The sequence below is a fragment of the Chamaesiphon sp. VAR_48_metabat_403 genome (assembly GCF_031422475.1).
GTDB lineage: Bacteria > Cyanobacteriota > Cyanobacteriia > Cyanobacteriales > Chamaesiphonaceae > Chamaesiphon.
On record NZ_JANPLS010000486.1, the window covers coordinates 1 to 17,036 of the forward strand.

Consider the following 17,036-nt stretch of genomic DNA (forward strand, 5'->3'; position numbering starts at 1 on the left):
TGAGTTTTTGATAGATAGAATCGATCTCTTCATCAGGTGTTTGTTCGACGTTAGTTGACTTAGAACCAAGAGATAAATCGCTCGAACTGTCAGAATTAGATGTTGTATTGATAAAGTCTAAATATTCAGGAAATTCCTTTAGTGTTTTGGTTGTGATACGATCGGGTTTTGAACTCAATAACGTCAAACCACGCAAACTAATTTTAAGCTTTCCTCTTGATGGATAGACTAATAATCCTGCTTTCTTCATGTAGGTACATGCCCAACCCACGCGATTATTAAATCTAGCTTGTTTGCCAGAAGGGAGAAGTTCTTGACGTTCTGCACTGGTTAAATTGAAGCGATTAGCAAGAAGATCTATTGCTTCTGATAGCTTATATTCTTTTCCATCCTGAGCGAGTTCTAGCAATGGTAGCATTACAGTCTGAAAATCAGGTATGGACATAAAACGACAGCACAGAAGAATTACTCATTAGCTATAGTACCCAAAAAGATAGATGTTCTCCCTTTTAGCCGATGAGAGATTGCCAGAATGCAGTCGCGAACTTCCTGCTATAGCGATCCTTAATGAAAAGCTAGCAGATCTGCCTTCTCTTCTCTGCGCTCTCTGCGCCTCTGCGGTTAAATTAACACCAAGTTCGCATCTCACAATTGATTTAGGACTGCTATATATATATGAAATAAACAGTCTTTATTTATCAATACTCAATTTGTTTGTTGGTAATTAAATTCCAGATTTTTATCAGCCAATTTTCAAATTGAAGCATTAATTTATCGAGCCATGCTAATAGTCTAGCAATTGGGGATCGATCGAAGCCAATTGTTTCGGCATCTGTTTCGATCCAGTCGGGCTGGTATTCTAAATTTTGGAAGCTTTGTTTTGATAGTTTACCCGAACTTTGCTCGATCGATTGTTTTCGATCGGCTATATCTCTAAATTTAATTTTTTCGGGGATAGCTGGATTTATAATAGTTTCAGGCGGTTGTACTAAGGGAATTAATTCAAATTTTGCTGGCAGATGGACGATTTGGAGATCTTCATCTTTGGCGGGTATATATAGATAGTCTCGATAGTAGTTTAACCATTGTTTGAGCCAGTCTGGTTGGAGTTTGACAATCGTTGCTAAAATTGGATTATCTGGGTTAGGCGAGGGATCTGGATCGAAGATGGGGGGCAATTGTGGTAACTCTAAAAATCTGGAAATATTTGGCGGTTGGGGGGTAAATGAGTAGGCGGCTGGCGCAAGTTGGACGGGAGATTTGCGATCGGTTGGCTCGATCGATTCTGGCGAGTTTTCTAGATCTAAATCTGAAATTTGAGGATTAATTTCTTGCCACCAATTACGAAACCTGTCGATAAGATTTGGCGATCGATCTAATGGTTCTGCGGCTGTTAGTTCGACTGGAGTTATCGGGGTGCGATCGATCGAATATCTTTGGCGATCTGCTGCTAATTCTTGGCGGTGTTGATTATGGGGTAATTTATTTGTCTGCCATTGCTGCCAATTAATAGCTAAATCGACACCAATGCGGCGGCGAATTTCTTGTTGTTGAGAGATGGTTAAAATATCTAATAGCTCATTTTTAGTAGTGACTAAAACTAATTGTCGATCGATTAATAACGAACTCAATCCGCGTACGATTGGTTTGGTGCGGGTAACTCGACTAAATCGGCTCGGCGTGGCAGCGGCTAGCTCCCAATCTTCTTCATCATCTTCTGCCGTAACGAGTGCGGCTCGATAATGCTCTGGATGCCACTTGTGAAGCTCGTTCGATTGCCGAGTTTCCCTGGTGAGTGCGGCGGCTGAGGCAATCTCGATCGGATATCCAGCACTCACGAGCGAATCTAGCACCCGTTCGATGTTAATATCGGATGCTGGTGGCGTGGGTAGAGATTTTTGCTGGGGGGGTGGCGGAAGCTGTGGTTGGAGACTTTTAACAGTCTGGGCGATTAAGTGGATGGGATAGAATAAAATTTGACCGCTCCAAACTACGGCTACTTTAATATGTCGCAAGCCTTTGGTACAGTTATTTTTTAATTCGTTGGCTTGTTTATTGAGAAAGGTAAAAACTCGGCTTTGATAATTTCCAGGCATGGTGGTTTAGTGGAAAGTTGAAAGTAATTTCATAATTTCAGATTGTTATCTGAGTTATCGATAGCAATGATAATGTCAATATTTATACTGTTATAAGCTGGTACTCATTTTATTTATATACCTGCGCCCCACGCCCCGATCGATCTTTTTTAATAACTAAGATTCTAGCGAAACTATGAATGATTCCGAGCAAAGTTTTGTATCGTCTGTGTCGATCGCGATCGACAGGCTGCGGAGTTTGAGTCAATGCAATATTTTAACCGATTGGCGGATGCATGTGGGCAAAACCAGTGTAGATGCCGACCCACGCCAGTGGGATCTGGGGAAATTAAATGAAAAGGGACAAATCGCCTGGGAGCGGGGGCGACAAGAAATTTGGCTGGCGCAACAGTTGATACTTCCGGCAGATGTGGGGGGTTATCCTGTTAGTAGTTTATCGTGTCGGCTGGCTCTAACGTGGTGGGCGGAGTTGGCGCAGGTATTTGTGAATGGAGAATTGGTACAGGAGGGCGATTTATTCGACCATAGTCCGCGCATTTTGTTGATGTCGGCAGTGGTACCGGGAACGCCTGTAGACGTGCGATTGAGGCTTATGAGTCCGGGGCACGATATTGGTGCTTTGATGCGTTCTAGGCTGGTTTATGAGTCCGCAGATCCGATGCAGCCGGAACCGGGTTGGTTTGCGGATGAGTTGGCGGTAATGATGAAGCAGGTGGCGAGTTTTCAGCCAGATAGGTTAGGGGAATTGGCAGGGATTATCGATGAGATTGACTATGATTTACTTGCGGTAGATAGTTGTGAGTTTATCCGGCGGGTAATAGAAGTTAAGCAGCGGGTTAAGGTGATTGTGGGTGGCGGAGATCTACCCACCCCGCCCTTTGGGCACCCCTCTCTTGAAAAGGTGCTTCACTTGGGGAAACAAGCGACGTTTGTGGGGGAAGCTTCCCCCACAAAGCTCGCGCCCCAAGACCGCACTTTTCGCTCCGAGGAGGGGATTTTACGGAGTATTCAATTACTCGGACATGCTCATTTGGATATGGCGTGGTTGTGGGAGGTGGCGGAAACTTGGGAGGTGGCGGAGCGGACATTTGAATCGGCTTTGAAGTTACAGCAACAGTTTCCCGATCTGACTTTTTGCCATTCTACGCCTGCATTGTATGAGTGGATGGAAATTAATCAGCCGGAGGTATTTGCAGGTATTTGTCAGCAGGTAAAGGCGGGTAAATGGGAAATAGTGGGGGGGATGTGGATCGAGCCAGATCTTAACTTAATTTCGGGGGAATCGATCGCACGGCAAATTATTTACGGACAAGCGTATAACCAGTCGAGATTCGGCGCATATACTAGTGCCGCATGGTTGCCCGATACGTTTGGATTTTGCTGGCAATTACCGCAGTTGTTACAGCAGGGGAAGATCGATTATTTCGTCACTCAAAAATTCCAGTGGAACGATACGACACAATTTCCCCATCAATTATTTTGGTGGGAAGCTCCCGATGGGAGTCGAGTATTGAGTTTGATGTCGTCGGCGATTGGGGAAGGCATCGATCCGTTGAAGATGATGGATTATGCTTGCAAGTGGCAAACCGCGACAGGGATAGATGAGTCGCTATATTTATTCGGCGTGGGCGATCATGGCGGCGGGCCGACCCGTGATATGTTGGAGTTAGCCGATCGATGGTCAAAGTCAGACGTATTTCCCGATTTAGAATTTACGACGGCGGTTAAATATCTCGATAAGTTGGCAAGTAGAGCCGATAGTCAATTATTACCAGTTTGGAAGGACGAATTATATTTAGAATTCCATCGGGGCTGTTTTACTACCCACGCCGATCAAAAGCGATCGAATCGTCAGTGTGAGGATTTATTATATCAGGCAGAACTCTGGTCGTCGATCGCCTGTATAGTTACCGATCGAGTTTATTCCGCAGATCTCAAATTGCAAATCGAGACAGCCTGGAAGCAAACATTATTCAATCAATTTCACGATATCATCCCCGGCACCGCGATCGCACCCGTATATGTGACGGCAAATGAAGGTTGGGAAAATGTCGAACGCGTGACGACGCAGATAATTAGCAACGCTCTGGGTGACATTTGCGATCGGATCTTACTTCCCACACCACCGACAGAGCGCGCGATTCCAATTATTATCTTCAATGCACTCAATTGGCATCGCACTGAAGTCATCAGTTTATATTTACCAGAAATGGAGTCGTCTCAGGTATGGATGGTAACTGATGATGCTGGAGCATCGTTACCAACAGAATCATGCACAGAAAAAATCTTCTTCGTGGCTGAAGATATACCCAGCGTTGGTTATAAATTATTTTGGCTCGTACCTTACATGTTAATGGGAATGGATTCGATCGAAGATCCAAAACCAAGATGGAAAGACACGAAAATACTGGGTTGTGGCGATTTTATTTTTAAAAACCAATTCGTAAGAGTAGAAATCGACTTCCATACGGGAGATATTGCTAGCATCTGGGATGAAGTCAACCAGCGGGAAGTTTTTACCTCCATCGGTGCCAATCATCTCGAAGCCTTCCAAGATGCGGAACAATATTGGGATGCGTGGAATATCGATCCTCAATATGCCGAAAAGCAATTACCGCCTAGCAAGCTAAGATCGATCGAGTGGATCGAAGACGGCGAAATTCGCCAACAAATCAGAGTAGTGCGCGAATTAGCTGGCTGTGAATTTACGCAAGATTACATTCTCGATATCCATTCACCCATTTTGCGGATCGATACCAGCGTGGATTGGCAAACCGAACACGTACTAATTAAAGCCAACTTCCCCCTCAATCTTACCGCCGATCGATCTACTGCCGAAACTGCTTGCGGTGCGATCGATCGTACAACTACACCCGAAACCGATGCCGAAAAAGCCAAATGGGAATTACCCATGCACCGCTGGGTAGATCTCACCGATAATAGTGGCGAATATGGCGTGAGTATTCTAAATGATTGCAAATACGGCTTCGATGCGGGGACGGATTATTTAAGACTTACCTTGCTCCGCAGCTCTAAATGGCCCGATCCGACAGCCGATCGCGGTTATCATGAGTTTAGCTATGCTATTTATCCCCACATCGGCACCTGGCAAACCGCTCAGACGGTGAGAAGGGGGCTGGAGTTGAATTCTCCTTTACAGGTATTTCGTGTCGGAGAAGGGGAGACGAGGGGACGAGGGGACGAGGGGACGGGGAGATCGTTAATAGCTAAGAATAGTTTTATCGATTTACCTGGAGAGAATCTGGTTTTAATGGCATTTAAACCTTCAGAGGCTTTAGATCGATCGTGGGTATTGCGGTGTTATGAATGTCATGGAGTTGCGGGAGAAATAGATGTGACTGGCGATCTGGGTTTAGGGATCGATTCTCATGCTGAGAGGCTACGCCAACGAGTAGTAAATATCCTCGAAGAACCACAACCCGAACCATTCGACTCGACAATTAAACCTTGGCAAATTCAGAGCTTTGGAGTGTCGATCCCAGCTAAGTTTGAATCGTAAATTTATCGGGATGAATGCCATGATTTACCCACGTAATTGCGGCTTCGGCACTCGTCATTTCTGGCGGTACTCTGAGGATATGAATATGCGCTGTCGATGGACAAGTCATCTTGAGTAATACCATCGGTTCTCGTTCCATCGGTTCATCTTCATCTTCATAAACTGCTTCGATTCCATCAATTTTTAGCAAAATATATTCCCTCCAAGTATCGAGATTATCTGCACTCAAATCCTCGCAAATTTTTTCATATCCCACTTGTTCGATTAAAACACGCCTGATTTCAGCATTGTCTTCATCTAACAACCATTCAGGTTTCCACTCACTAAACTTAGTCCAATACCTTCGCGGCAGCTCGATTCCAAAGCAATAAACTTTCTTTAGATTAGTGATATTTTGGAGAACTGATAAATCTACAAAATAATTATTATTCAGATCTAATTCAATTAAATTAGAGAGGTTGGAGAGCTGCTCTGGTAAGCTAGATAGTTGATTATTGCCCAAATTTAGCTCAGTTAAGTTAGATAGCTTACTGAGATTTTCTGGTAAACTTGTTAGCTGATTTGCACACAAATCTAGCTTGGCTAAATTGGACAAATTGCCGATACTCTCTGGTAAACTAGCTATTTGATTGTACCTCAAATTTAGCTCGGTTAAATTGGATAGATTACCGATGCTCTCTGGTAAACTAGCTATTTGATTATTGCGTAGGTTTAAAATAGTTAAATTAGTGAGATTTTCAATATTTTCTGGTAAATTACTTAGCTGGTTGTTTTGAAGATGTATAAACTTCAAATTGGTAAAGTCACAGACATTTTCCGAGAAATTAGTCAGACAATATTCAGAAGTAAGAGTACCAACTTTCCTGGCTATTTCTTCAGCTCCTAGCTGCTCGACTAAATATTTTCTAATCTCCCAGTCTTCCTCCTCTAAAAACCATTCAGGTTTCCAGTCACTAAACTTAATCCAATATCTGCGGGGTAGCAGTCTATTTAAAAAATAAACTGAATGCAACCTTGGCAATACTTGTAGTGGTGATAAACTTTTTAAAGGATTAACATTGATATTTAGAGTTGTTAATTTTGATAGCTTTATCATACTATCGGGTAGTTCGGTTAGTTGATTATAACCAAGGTCTAGCTGTGTTAGGCTATTAAGGTTTCCGATATTTTTTGGTAAACTAGTTAGTTGATTATACCTCAAATTTATCTCTTTCAAATTAGATAAATTTCCGATACTTTCTGGCAGATTAGTTAATTGATTATATCTGAGATTTAACTTAGTCAAACTAGATAGACTTCCGATGCTTTCTGGTAAACTGATTAATTGATTACACCTGATACTTAGTTCGGTTAGATGTGGAAGATCTCCGATACTCGCTGGTATTTTTGTTAGATGATTGTTTTCCAGATCTAGTCTAGAGAATCGATGGGATTTGGCTAGGTCGATTTTTAGCTCTAGTTCTATTAGTTCCATTGTTAAATTGCATGGATATGTTAGAAAATTTAGATAGCATTAATAAATAAGAGGTATCCACATATAGATACCTCTTGCAATACTTATTTTTAATCAGCTACATATCGCCAGCCTTCGGGAGAATATTCGCGTTGGATGCGGATTTCCCAATCGCCTTGGGGAATAGTTACCTGTGCGTGTTCCTCGTGGGTGAGAATTGCAGTTGGCGATAAAACTTTGAGGTATAGTACGCCATCGCGCTCGAATAACTCGGCTTCGCCGTTACTAATTCGGTGGCGATGTCCGGTAACCTCGCCTTCTGCTAATGTGAGATGGGGAAGCTTGGTACCTGTGGCGGAGGTGTCACTGGGGATGATGAGCACGTCGCCTTGACGAATAATGGGATTCATAGATGTTCAGACTATAATTATGTGCTGTATTGATTTTACCCAATCTAATTAGGCTAATGCAGATATTTTACAAATAAATTACAATATCGATCGATATTAGGTTCGATCTAATTAAGTTCGATGTTTTAGGTTTTAATGCTAAATTTATCGGGATGAATACCATAATTTACCCAAATAATTATTGAACTTCATACACAAAAACGGGTAGAAGTAATTCATTAATTACCCCTACCCGTTTTCGATCCGCTCGATCCGTCGATTCTAGCTGGCTACATAGTCTCGGAAACTGCTGTGACGACGGCGGAAATGCGATAGAGCTTGATGCTCTAGTTGACGCACCCGTTCGCGGCTGAGATTGAGAATTTCCCCCACCTTAGCTAGCGATAACTCGCTCCCACCTTCTAAGCCAAAGCGCAGACTAATCACATCTCGTTGCTGTCCCGTCAGCTCGTTGAGCGTCGAATGTAGCTCTTGACGCAGGGATTCTTGTACCGTATATTTTTCGGGAGAAACACCACCATCTTCGAGCAGTTCTGAGAGTTCGGTATCCTGATTGTCGCCGACGCGAACATCAAGCGAAATCGGCTGACGCGAAATATTGAGATAATCCCGAATCTGGGCGGGTTCGAGTTCTAGTGCGACGGCGATTTCTGCCGATGTCGCACTGCGTCCGAGTTGTTGGGACAGCTCGCGCTGGGTTTTTTTGATTTTGTTGAGCTTTTCGGTAATATGGATGGGCAAGCGAATCGAGCGACCTTGTTGGGCGATGGCGCGGGTAATCGCTTGACGAATCCACCAGTAAGCATAAGTCGAGAATTTATAACCTCTGGTAGGGTCGAATTTTTCGACCCCCCGTTCCAATCCCAGCGAACCCTCTTGAATCAGATCGAGAAATTCGAGATTGCGCTTTTGGTATTTTTTGGCAATAGCAACTACCAACCGCAGATTGGCTTCGATCATTTTCTGCTTGGCTTGTTGACCCCGGAGTAAGAGGCGATCGAGTTCGGTTGGTGTCAAATTAGCCGCATTCGCCCATTCTAGGGTCGTTGGCGGTCGATCTAAGGTTGTTGCTAAGTTCTGTTCGATCTCTTTTAAGAGCATCATTTGTTGCACTTGCTTACCATAGCAAATCTCTTGCTCTTGGGTGAGCAATGGAACGCGACCGATTTCGTGGAGATAGGTACGCACCATATCGCCTGTAAACTTAGGTTGACCGATCGTTCGAGTTTTAACACTAGGCATGAGTTTGTATTTAACTCCCTTTACAAGTGGCTGGTAAAACTTTTCTTTTGACTGTTATTTAGTCGTCAGATCTAATTCGCCATCCATGAAAATAGGCTGGCAAATGGATGCTGGTGGTTGCATACATATCTGACAAAGCTTGAGTCGGGGTGTACTCTGTTGCCGTAAGATTCTAGACGTAAACAAGTAGATTAAAGTTCTCCAGTATCTATAAACATACCAGTTCTAGCAAGTCGAGAAAATTAAACTATCGTTAAATTGTTAATTGGGCTAGTTACGATCGATTATGCAAAGACAGTGGACAGTGGAAAGCAGGATAATACGCTACTCTATAAATTGTCAATTTGCAATCTGCAATATTGCTGAAAATATTAGACAATCGGTAACATTTAGGTACTGGCAAACTTACCGATCGGACGATTCGAGCATCAAATGAGGAGATTATTGTTGGAACCACAGAAAACCTGTTTGCATTAAACCGACAATAAAGCCCAAGATACCGCCGAGATTGACGATCGCTTGGAGTTCGCTTTTAACAATGCCTTGAATTCCGGCTTCTAAATCCGCAGGCGAAGTCGCTTTAACGCGCTCGATAATTACCTGGTCGATATTTAAAATTGGAATTACTTGGGTGACGATTTGTTCGAGATCGCGCTCTAGATATCGATCGATAATAATTGCCAGTTCCGCACTAACTACATCTAAAGATGATGTCAAAATTGTCGAATTGCGGAGCCGACCGATGACCACATTGGCGATCCCATCCCAATCTGCCGAATCTGTCAATCCTTGAATTAATTCCACACCTTTGGTTTGAATATAGCTACGAACGGTGGTGCTAATCGTTTTTCGGAGTTGTTTGACTGTAGAAACTGGTAAATTTTGGAGGGAAAGATCGCGTAATAACTCTTGCACGCGATTGCGAATATTGAGGGCGACAATCAGTTGAGAAATAATTTGATTAGCCTTCTCTCGATCGTCTAAACAAAATGTCCGCAACCGATTGAGGGCATTTTTAACTCCGAATAAATTGGCGACTACCCAGTAAGTACCGCTACTCTGTTCGCGCAATCCTTCATCGATAACTTGAATATTCCGATCGGTCAAAAAATCGACTAGAGCCACCCGCAATGTTTCCGGTGGTAAAATGACATTAATCAGCCAATCGGCTAATTGCGCTGCTTGAGCATCGGTTAGCTCGAATTCTAAAATCAATCGATCGAAGATCTGGTTAATCTGCGGCTCTAAAAAATCTGGCTTGCGCGCTAAAACTCTCAACCAGCGCGGAAAGGATTCGCCGAGTAAATCTTTGAGAATATTCGCCAGAACTTTGACTGTCTTTTGTTCTTTATCTGACTGAATGCGATCGAGAGCCAACTGGAGCAACCAGGTAATCGCCGCTTGTACCCGCTCTACCTCTAGCAATCGCTTGGCAATTTTTTGCAGCTCGACTGGGGTGAGCAAAGACCCCATGATCGTATCGGAAATTCGCGTCGCCAAGCGTTCCTGATTGCTCGGAATCAATCCAGGGGTAAAGGGAATCTGGTATTTACCAATATATTTCGCCGTATAGGGACGAAACAACATCTGGATCGCGATATCATTGGTAAAATAACCGACAACAGCACCAGCAATCGGTGGAGCTAGGTAAAGCCACAGTTGGGACGAGGACAATGTATTCTCAAGGATGCAATTGGGGTTGACTATCTAATTATACCCAGACTCCGATCGATTCGTTGGGTATGGTTATCCGCATTGGAGATGGGAGATGGGAGTAGGAGGGATTTTGGATTGAAAATCTATATACTCCCAGTCTTCCCTAAAACCTAAAACCTAAAGCCTATCAAATATCTAGCAATCCATAGCGTTTTTGAAGCATTAGGAGTTGGGTTCTGGCTGTGGCGGCGTTGTCGGCGAGGTCGGCAAATTCAATCAGCCGCAGGAGTTCTTTTTTGAGCAGATTCCGTTCGATCGCGAGTGTATCTCGATCTAATGCTGGTGGTAAAACGACCATATCGTATAAAGTAGCGCGATCCTTGCCCGTATCTGGGCGCAGAATTCGCCCTCGGCGTTGGATAAATTGACGCGGATTGCTACTGCTAGCGAGGATGACGGCATGTTTAATGGCAGGGATATCGATTCCTTCATCTAAACAGCGAATGGCGACTAGTCCCTGAAGTGCTCCAGATTCAAATTGCTGGCGGAGTTGTTCTCTGTCTGGGAGCGATGTTGCGGCGGTGTAGGTATTGACGCGATAGCCGAGTTCTTTACCTAGTAGCTGGGTGACAGCGGCGAGTTGTTGGGTACTATCGCTGCTCCCATCGCCACAGTAGAACAGGGTATGGCTGGTGTCGAGCCGATCTTGCATTAAGGTTTTGAGCGCGACGAGTTTATTTGCCGCCGCACCGACAAGTCGGGCGCGTTGCATTAATAAGGGGGTGAGATCTGGGGTGTCGAATTCGTCGGCGGTTCGTCCGCGATCGTGGCTATTGTAGAGCAGTTTGCGACCGATCGCGCGAGTGAGTTTGAGGTCGCGATCGCTTTCATCTGGAGTCAGTTCGACTAAGATTGGGTAGTATAAATAGTGGACGAGGGCACCTTGTTCAATCGCATCTTTGAGGGTAAATTCGGGCTGTAAGATGTCACCAAAGTAGTCGAGGATGTTTTGAGTGCCGATCTCGTCGTAGTGGCGTTCTGGGGTGGCTGAGAGGGCGAGGCGCAAGCCGACGTTGCGGGGGAGGCTAGCTTCGCGCTTTGTCGCGCCGAGGTTATGGACTTCATCGCCGATAATGAGGGTACGATCGGGGAGGTATTTAAGCTGGGATTGAAATCCGGGGGTAATTAGGGTTTCGTTGGTGGTGATGACTGTGAGGAATTTTTGCTGCCCGGTATTGATTCTGGCGAGTTGGTAAGAGAATTTCCCCTGCCATTTGTGAATGCTTTCGCAAGCGAGAATCGGCTGAAGATTAAATTTTTCGCATTCTCGACCCCATTGGGTGACGAGGTGGCGGAATGGGCAGACGATAATTAATACTTGGAGTCCAATTTGTTGGTATAGTTGATGCGCGATCGCCAGGGCGGTAATGGTTTTACCGCTACCCGTTGCCATCTTGAGGGTGCCGCGCCCTTGATTTCTAAACCAGTTGGTAATCGCTTGCTGTTGGTACGATCGCAGTTGCAATCCTGCGGGTAACTGCGGACATCCCGGCAGAACTGGCTCGATATGATAGCTGACTTGCGCTTCGGCAACGGCTACCAATCGATTGATACTATTCAATTCCGCCACCATCGTTAATTCGCGATCGGCAGGTACTTTCGTTACTCGATAAGTATGTTTAGAGTCGATCGACACTAGCCTTCACCAAACGATGTTCTTTTTTATACTATCACGTTCGATTCTCTTCGATCCAGTGCCAAGAGCGAGGTCGATCTAATGTCTGCAAATAGCGATCGAGAAAACCCTTAATTTAGAACAGATATAGGTGTCGCTGATGGTTTGAGGGTTTATCTCTAGGCTTGATAATTGACTGAAGCGAACATCTAATCGATGCGATCGGCAGAATTTAATCCGGCTTGCAATACTGCTAAAACGTCTGACATTGCGCCTGAGAGCATGGCTTCAACTGCCAACCATAATCCGGGGAATACTTGACTTTTAATTACTCTATTCTCATCGGGTTCGAGTCGAATATACGCTCCATTCTGAAGGCTAAACCAATCTATTTCTCGCTCTAAAGTGCGCCAGACAATATACTCTTGCACTCCATTGCGGCGATATGCTTCTTTTTTGTCGTGAAGATCGATGGAGACTGTACTAGCCGAAATTTCGACGACTAGTTCGGGCGCACCTGCGATATAGTCATCTTCAACGATCGTTGCCCCTCTACCTGGAATAAATAATACAGCGTCAGGTTGAGGCGCATTGTCCATATCCAGATGCACTGTTGGTTCGACACCCACAATTAAACTAGGGATATTAGCCTGATAGAAGCCCAGCCAAGTCACAATTTGACTGTGGGGTTGTCCGTGACTTCTAATTCTCAGCGGTGATGCCATGTAGACGATTCCTTCGATTAGTTCGGCTTTGGGGTTCCCTTTGGTTTGGGGCGGCATGGCAGTATAACGCCGTTCAAATTCGTGGCGAGTAAGCCTGTCGCCATTTTCGAGCAAGGGTATAGTTTTTAATGGGGCTGTAGTCATAACCATTCTCCACGACTATTTATATTTTAAGTCTTACGATCGAGATTTTGTTGGCATTGCTAAATGCAAGTAGTAAACGATCTCCATTTAACGGAGATTTGAGCGTTCGCGATCGGCTGAATTGGTCTAGCGGCGGCTGTGTTGCTCCACTGGAGAATCGACTGCGCCCAATGCTTTCAATGTTGCCTTTTGTGCATCCGTAATGCCTGTAATGCCCCGAATATTCATCCCTTCATAGGGTCGCGGCGATCGCAGGATTTTTAGGCATTCACCTGTAGCGATATCCCAAATCCGAATTGTAGCATCAGCACTAGAACTGGCTAGCAACTGTCGATTGGGGCTATCGATGCCAGATTGGGGGATGAAAGCTACCGAAAATACCCCACTTTCATGACCTTCTAATACTTGCAGACATCGACCCGTGTGGAGATCCCAAAGTCTGATGGTACGATCGAAGCTACCACTGGCTAGCAATCGACCATTTGGACTAAAAGCCACCGACCAGACAAAATGGGTAAGCTGTCGAACATCTAAATCACATTAACGGCGTTACCCTTGTTCTTTAACTTTCGATCCCATTTTATAATCAGTCCTCCTTCATTTAGTAAATCATTCAAGACAAGCTCTAGCTTTTCTAATGACTCAAATAATCTGTTAGCAATATACTCTTTGGTTGAATGCCATACCAATTCAACTAAGTTATAATCAGGACTGTATGGCGGCAGAAATTCTATAATTAAGCTTGGCATTTCTGATGCAATCTTTTGCAACGTCTCTTCCTTTTTATGGAAGCTGGCATTGTCTAATATTATGACAATTTTGAACCCTTTCTCTTGGAAATCTTCTGCCGCTTGGTGAAACGCACGCCGAGGAGACCTCGGCGCGATTTCATCCGCTAAATTTCCCTCTTCTATCCATTCTTTTTTTAAATCCTCATAGAAAGTTTTTAGCACCAAATAAAAATTAACAGAATTTCCCGTTGGGATAAAATCTACCCATCTCCTTTTGTCTGAGGATCTCACGCCTCCCATTACGTTAATTCGACCTCTTCTTCTGTCACCTCTTTTTTTCTTTCTAGTTCCCTTGAGACACCAATTCTTTCTCCTAATCACCCTTCGACTGAATCCACTTTCATCCCAAAACCATACCTGCAATAGCTTTGGGAACTCTTTAGCGATTTGCAAATATTCTGATAACTTTTTCTTGAAGATCGTTCTTTTACCTGGATCTTGCTTGTCCTCTAGACTATATTTTGCCCAGAGGTAAACATACTTTTTTGATTGTAAAATTCTCCTGACTTGTGTACCGCTGAGTTTTATTCCCGTTTTCTCTTCTAGATGTGTTGCTAGTCTAGCTGTTGTCCATTTTCCGAATTCATATCCATATTTTTCAGGTTCTATTTCAATTATTTCTAGCAACATTTTTATATATTCTTCTGTTGCTTTCCTATAATTGCCTTTCATTCTTTCATCGGACAGGCTATCTAAATTATCAGGATCGCCATGTACGCACCAGTAAGCAACTTTACTTAAAGAACATCCAATTAATTCAGCTATATGCTTCTGCGTATTTCCATCATCTAGCAATAAAAGTATTAAGACTCTTTCCCGAATATCTGGATGCTCATGCTCTTTTAGTGCCCTTTATAATTTCTCTTTTGTTTCGGAATTTAGGAAACTTTTAGCAGGCATTAAATTTAGGCGATCGCGAACATATTATATTATACAGTATGTGCTTTAGATGCCAAACAGCTTATGACCGGACAAAGTTTGCAAACATTCGCCTGTAGTCACGTCCCATAGTCCCACCGTGCGCTCGATACTCCCGCTGGCTAAAATATCACCGCTGGGATTAAACGCGATCGCACAAATCGATTGCCCCACCTGCCAAGTCCGCAGACAGGCAGCCGTCTGAAGATCCCAGAAGTTAATCGTTCGATCGAAACCAGCACTAACCAGGATCTCTGGGGAGCTAAAGACTACACACATCACCCAGTGCATGTGCCCTGTCAGAGTTTGAAGACATTCACCCGTCTGGGTATTCCAAATTCTAATCGTGCGATCGTTACTCCCACTGGCAAGCATTCGACCGTCAGTGCTGAAGGCAACCGACCAGACTTCGTTGGTGTGACCGGATAAGTTGCAGTAACATCGACCATCCTGGACGCTCCAGAGTTTAATTGTCGGATCGGCACTACCACCTCCGCCAGCTAAACATCGGCCATCTGGACTAAGGGCGATCGCTCTAATTGCATCGGTATGACCTTTAAAGCTGGTAAATTCCCCAGTCTCAATATTCCAGAGTCTCACGAGTCGATCGAAGTAGCTACCAGCCAACAGCACGGGCGAATTAGCCGGATTTGGTGCGGGTGCGGGCACTAGCGCGATCGAAAATAAAGTATTTGAGTAGCCCTGAATAACTTTGAGACATTGACCGGAATCTAGGCTCCAGAGTCGGATCGTCCGGTCTTCACCGCTGCTGGCGATGACTCGATTGTGGGGGTCGAAAGCCATCGCCCAGATCCACTTCTCATGACCGATGAGGGTCTTGACGCGCTCCCCAGATTGAACATCCCAAACCCCGATCGTTCGATCTTTGCTGCCACTGATGAGCATTTCACCGTCGTGACTAAAGGCGATCGATCGCAATTCATCATTGTGCCCGACAAAGGTATGTAAACACTCCCCAGTGGCTAGATCCCAAAGTTTGACTGTAGTATCATCGCTGCCGCTAGCGAGCAGGCGACTGTCGGGACTAAAAGCCACACACCAAATCCAGCCTTGATGACCCGCCAGGGTTTGCCAATAGGTGCCATTGCTGCCATCCTGGATGAGCCAGAGTTGAATCGTGCAATCCGAACCACCACTAGCAATGATGCAACCGTCAGGACTGAATGCTACCGACTTGATATCATGGGCTGGATTAGCTTGATGCTGAAGACTTGTCAAACATTCCCCACTATTGACATCCCACAGCTTGACAGTACAATCGTCGCTGCCACTAGCCAAGATCTGACCATCGGGGCTAAATGCCACTGAATAGACCCCCTGGGTATGTTCGGCAAGCGTTTTTAAGCACTCACCCGTATTGAGATCCCACAGCTTGGCGGTGCAGTCAAAACTGCCGCTAGCTAACAGCGGACGAACGGGATTATATGTAATCGCTTGCACCCAGTTGGTATGACCTTTTAAGATCGACTGGAGTTGGTGAGTACGCGCATCCCACAACCGAATATCGCCGTCGAAATCGCCACAAGCCAGACAGTTACCATCTGGACTAAAGGCTAGTGAGTGAATACTGCCAAAGGTTTCGGTGAAGACTGACTTTGCCACATCAGTATCGGCAAAATTAATGTCATGTAAATCTACATCGAGCAAATAGGCTTGCCAAATGCACAAACCGGAAAAATCATAGCCACTCACATCGATCGCCAAATGACGGTAAAGGTTAATCAGATTGCCGCCTGCATAACCGTAAGTGTCGGTAAATTCCGATCGCAGTTTCACCAGTAATCGATTGTCTTGCAGACAGGCTACGCCAACGAGTTGATTTTTAATCTCTAGTTTCGATCGCAATCTACCTAGTAGTCTTTCTACCAGCGGGGTTAAAATCATTCGCCCTTGGCTCTCGCGAATATAATCTCTAGTCTGAGCCTGCATCAGCGCGTGGCTATTCAAAATATCTACATCTAAAGTTGTAATTTCTTCACATACTCGATCGATGAATTTGGCGGTTGACATACTCCATCACCACGGGTTGGAGGGTAAAGCAGCCAGCACTTTTTTCAATCAGACTTTGCCGATCTAACGATTGTAATGCGCCTAAAACTTGCGTTCGCGTAGCGTAGGCAAAGCCTAATCGAGATCCGCTGGGAATGAAGTCTGCTACCAATTGAGAAATCGAGACAGCTTCGCGATCGATCGCCAGCCAGTAAAGTACTTGTTACTCGATATCGGACAATCGATTCTCATTCTGAGCATCTGAGCCGACATAAATGTCGTCTAAAGGGTGAAAGAAACTTTGTTTGGGCACGCCCTAATTTCATGCTTCAACCCAATTTACAGATCCTTGCTCTGAGCCAGTTTCAGCTAAGTTCCTTAGAAGAGGCTCCGCCA

General features: G+C 44.6%; 9 protein-coding genes and 3 pseudogenes. 1 reads left to right on the forward strand and 11 read right to left on the reverse strand.

The annotated features are described in order from the left end of the window. Both RMO79_RS23035 and RMO79_RS23040 read right to left on the reverse strand, forming a co-directional pair. A partial coding sequence (locus RMO79_RS23035; RefSeq protein ID WP_310485602.1) for a winged helix-turn-helix domain-containing protein occupies positions 1-445 on the reverse strand: 445 nt, incomplete at its 3' end. 253 nt (positions 446-698) lie between these two features. Next, positions 699-2,096, reverse strand: coding sequence for a hypothetical protein (locus RMO79_RS23040; RefSeq protein ID WP_310485603.1), 1,398 nt, complete (start codon positions 2,094-2,096; stop codon positions 699-701). Positions 2,097-2,271: 175 nt separating this feature from the next. Here RMO79_RS23040 and RMO79_RS23045 point away from each other — a divergent pair, with 175 nt between their 5' ends. Continuing rightward, entirely contained in the window at positions 2,272-5,616 is a 3,345-nt protein-coding gene (locus RMO79_RS23045) for an alpha-mannosidase (protein WP_310485604.1), read from the forward strand. On the opposite strand, the gene RMO79_RS23050 is transcribed toward RMO79_RS23045, so the two are convergent. The 9 genes and pseudogenes from RMO79_RS23050 to RMO79_RS23090 form a co-directional block, all read right to left on the reverse strand. Next, positions 5,600-7,090: a leucine-rich repeat domain-containing protein gene (locus tag RMO79_RS23050; RefSeq protein ID WP_310485605.1), complete on the reverse strand. Its 1,491-nt coding sequence runs from the start codon at positions 7,088-7,090 to the stop codon at positions 5,600-5,602. The genes RMO79_RS23045 and RMO79_RS23050 overlap by 17 nt on opposite strands. An 89-nt stretch (positions 7,091-7,179) precedes the next feature. Continuing rightward, a complete protein-coding gene (locus RMO79_RS23055) occupies positions 7,180-7,479 on the reverse strand; it encodes a hypothetical protein (RefSeq protein WP_310485606.1) in 300 nt (99 codons plus the stop codon). Positions 7,480-7,740: 261 nt separating this feature from the next. Continuing rightward, complete coding sequence (locus tag RMO79_RS23060; protein WP_310485607.1) at positions 7,741-8,721, reverse strand: RNA polymerase sigma factor, RpoD/SigA family; 981 nt, start codon at positions 8,719-8,721, stop codon at positions 7,741-7,743. Between the two features lie 441 nt (positions 8,722-9,162). Further along, positions 9,163-10,395, reverse strand: coding sequence for a DUF445 family protein (locus tag RMO79_RS23065; protein WP_310485608.1), 1,233 nt, complete (start codon positions 10,393-10,395; stop codon positions 9,163-9,165). A 169-nt stretch (positions 10,396-10,564) separates the two neighbouring features. Then, the gene (locus RMO79_RS23070) at positions 10,565-12,010 is read right to left on the reverse strand and encodes a DNA phosphorothioation system restriction enzyme (protein WP_396136661.1); all 1,446 of its coding nucleotides are present in this window, start codon (positions 12,008-12,010) and stop codon (positions 10,565-10,567) included. 251 nt (positions 12,011-12,261) lie between these two features. After that, positions 12,262-12,927 carry a Uma2 family endonuclease gene (locus RMO79_RS23075; protein ID WP_310485610.1) on the reverse strand — a complete coding sequence of 222 codons (666 nt, stop codon included), beginning with the start codon at positions 12,925-12,927 and terminating at the stop codon, positions 12,262-12,264. 120 nt (positions 12,928-13,047) lie between these two features. Continuing rightward, positions 13,048-13,437 (reverse strand): annotated as a pseudogene (locus RMO79_RS23080) (hypothetical protein); the annotation flags it as partial. Positions 13,438-13,451: 14 nt separating this feature from the next. Next, positions 13,452-14,612: pseudogene (locus RMO79_RS23085) on the reverse strand (IS630 family transposase). 54 nt (positions 14,613-14,666) lie between these two features. Next, positions 14,667-16,899 (reverse strand): annotated as a pseudogene (locus RMO79_RS23090) (WD40 repeat domain-containing protein); the annotation flags it as partial. Positions 16,900-17,036: the final 137 nt, after the last annotated feature.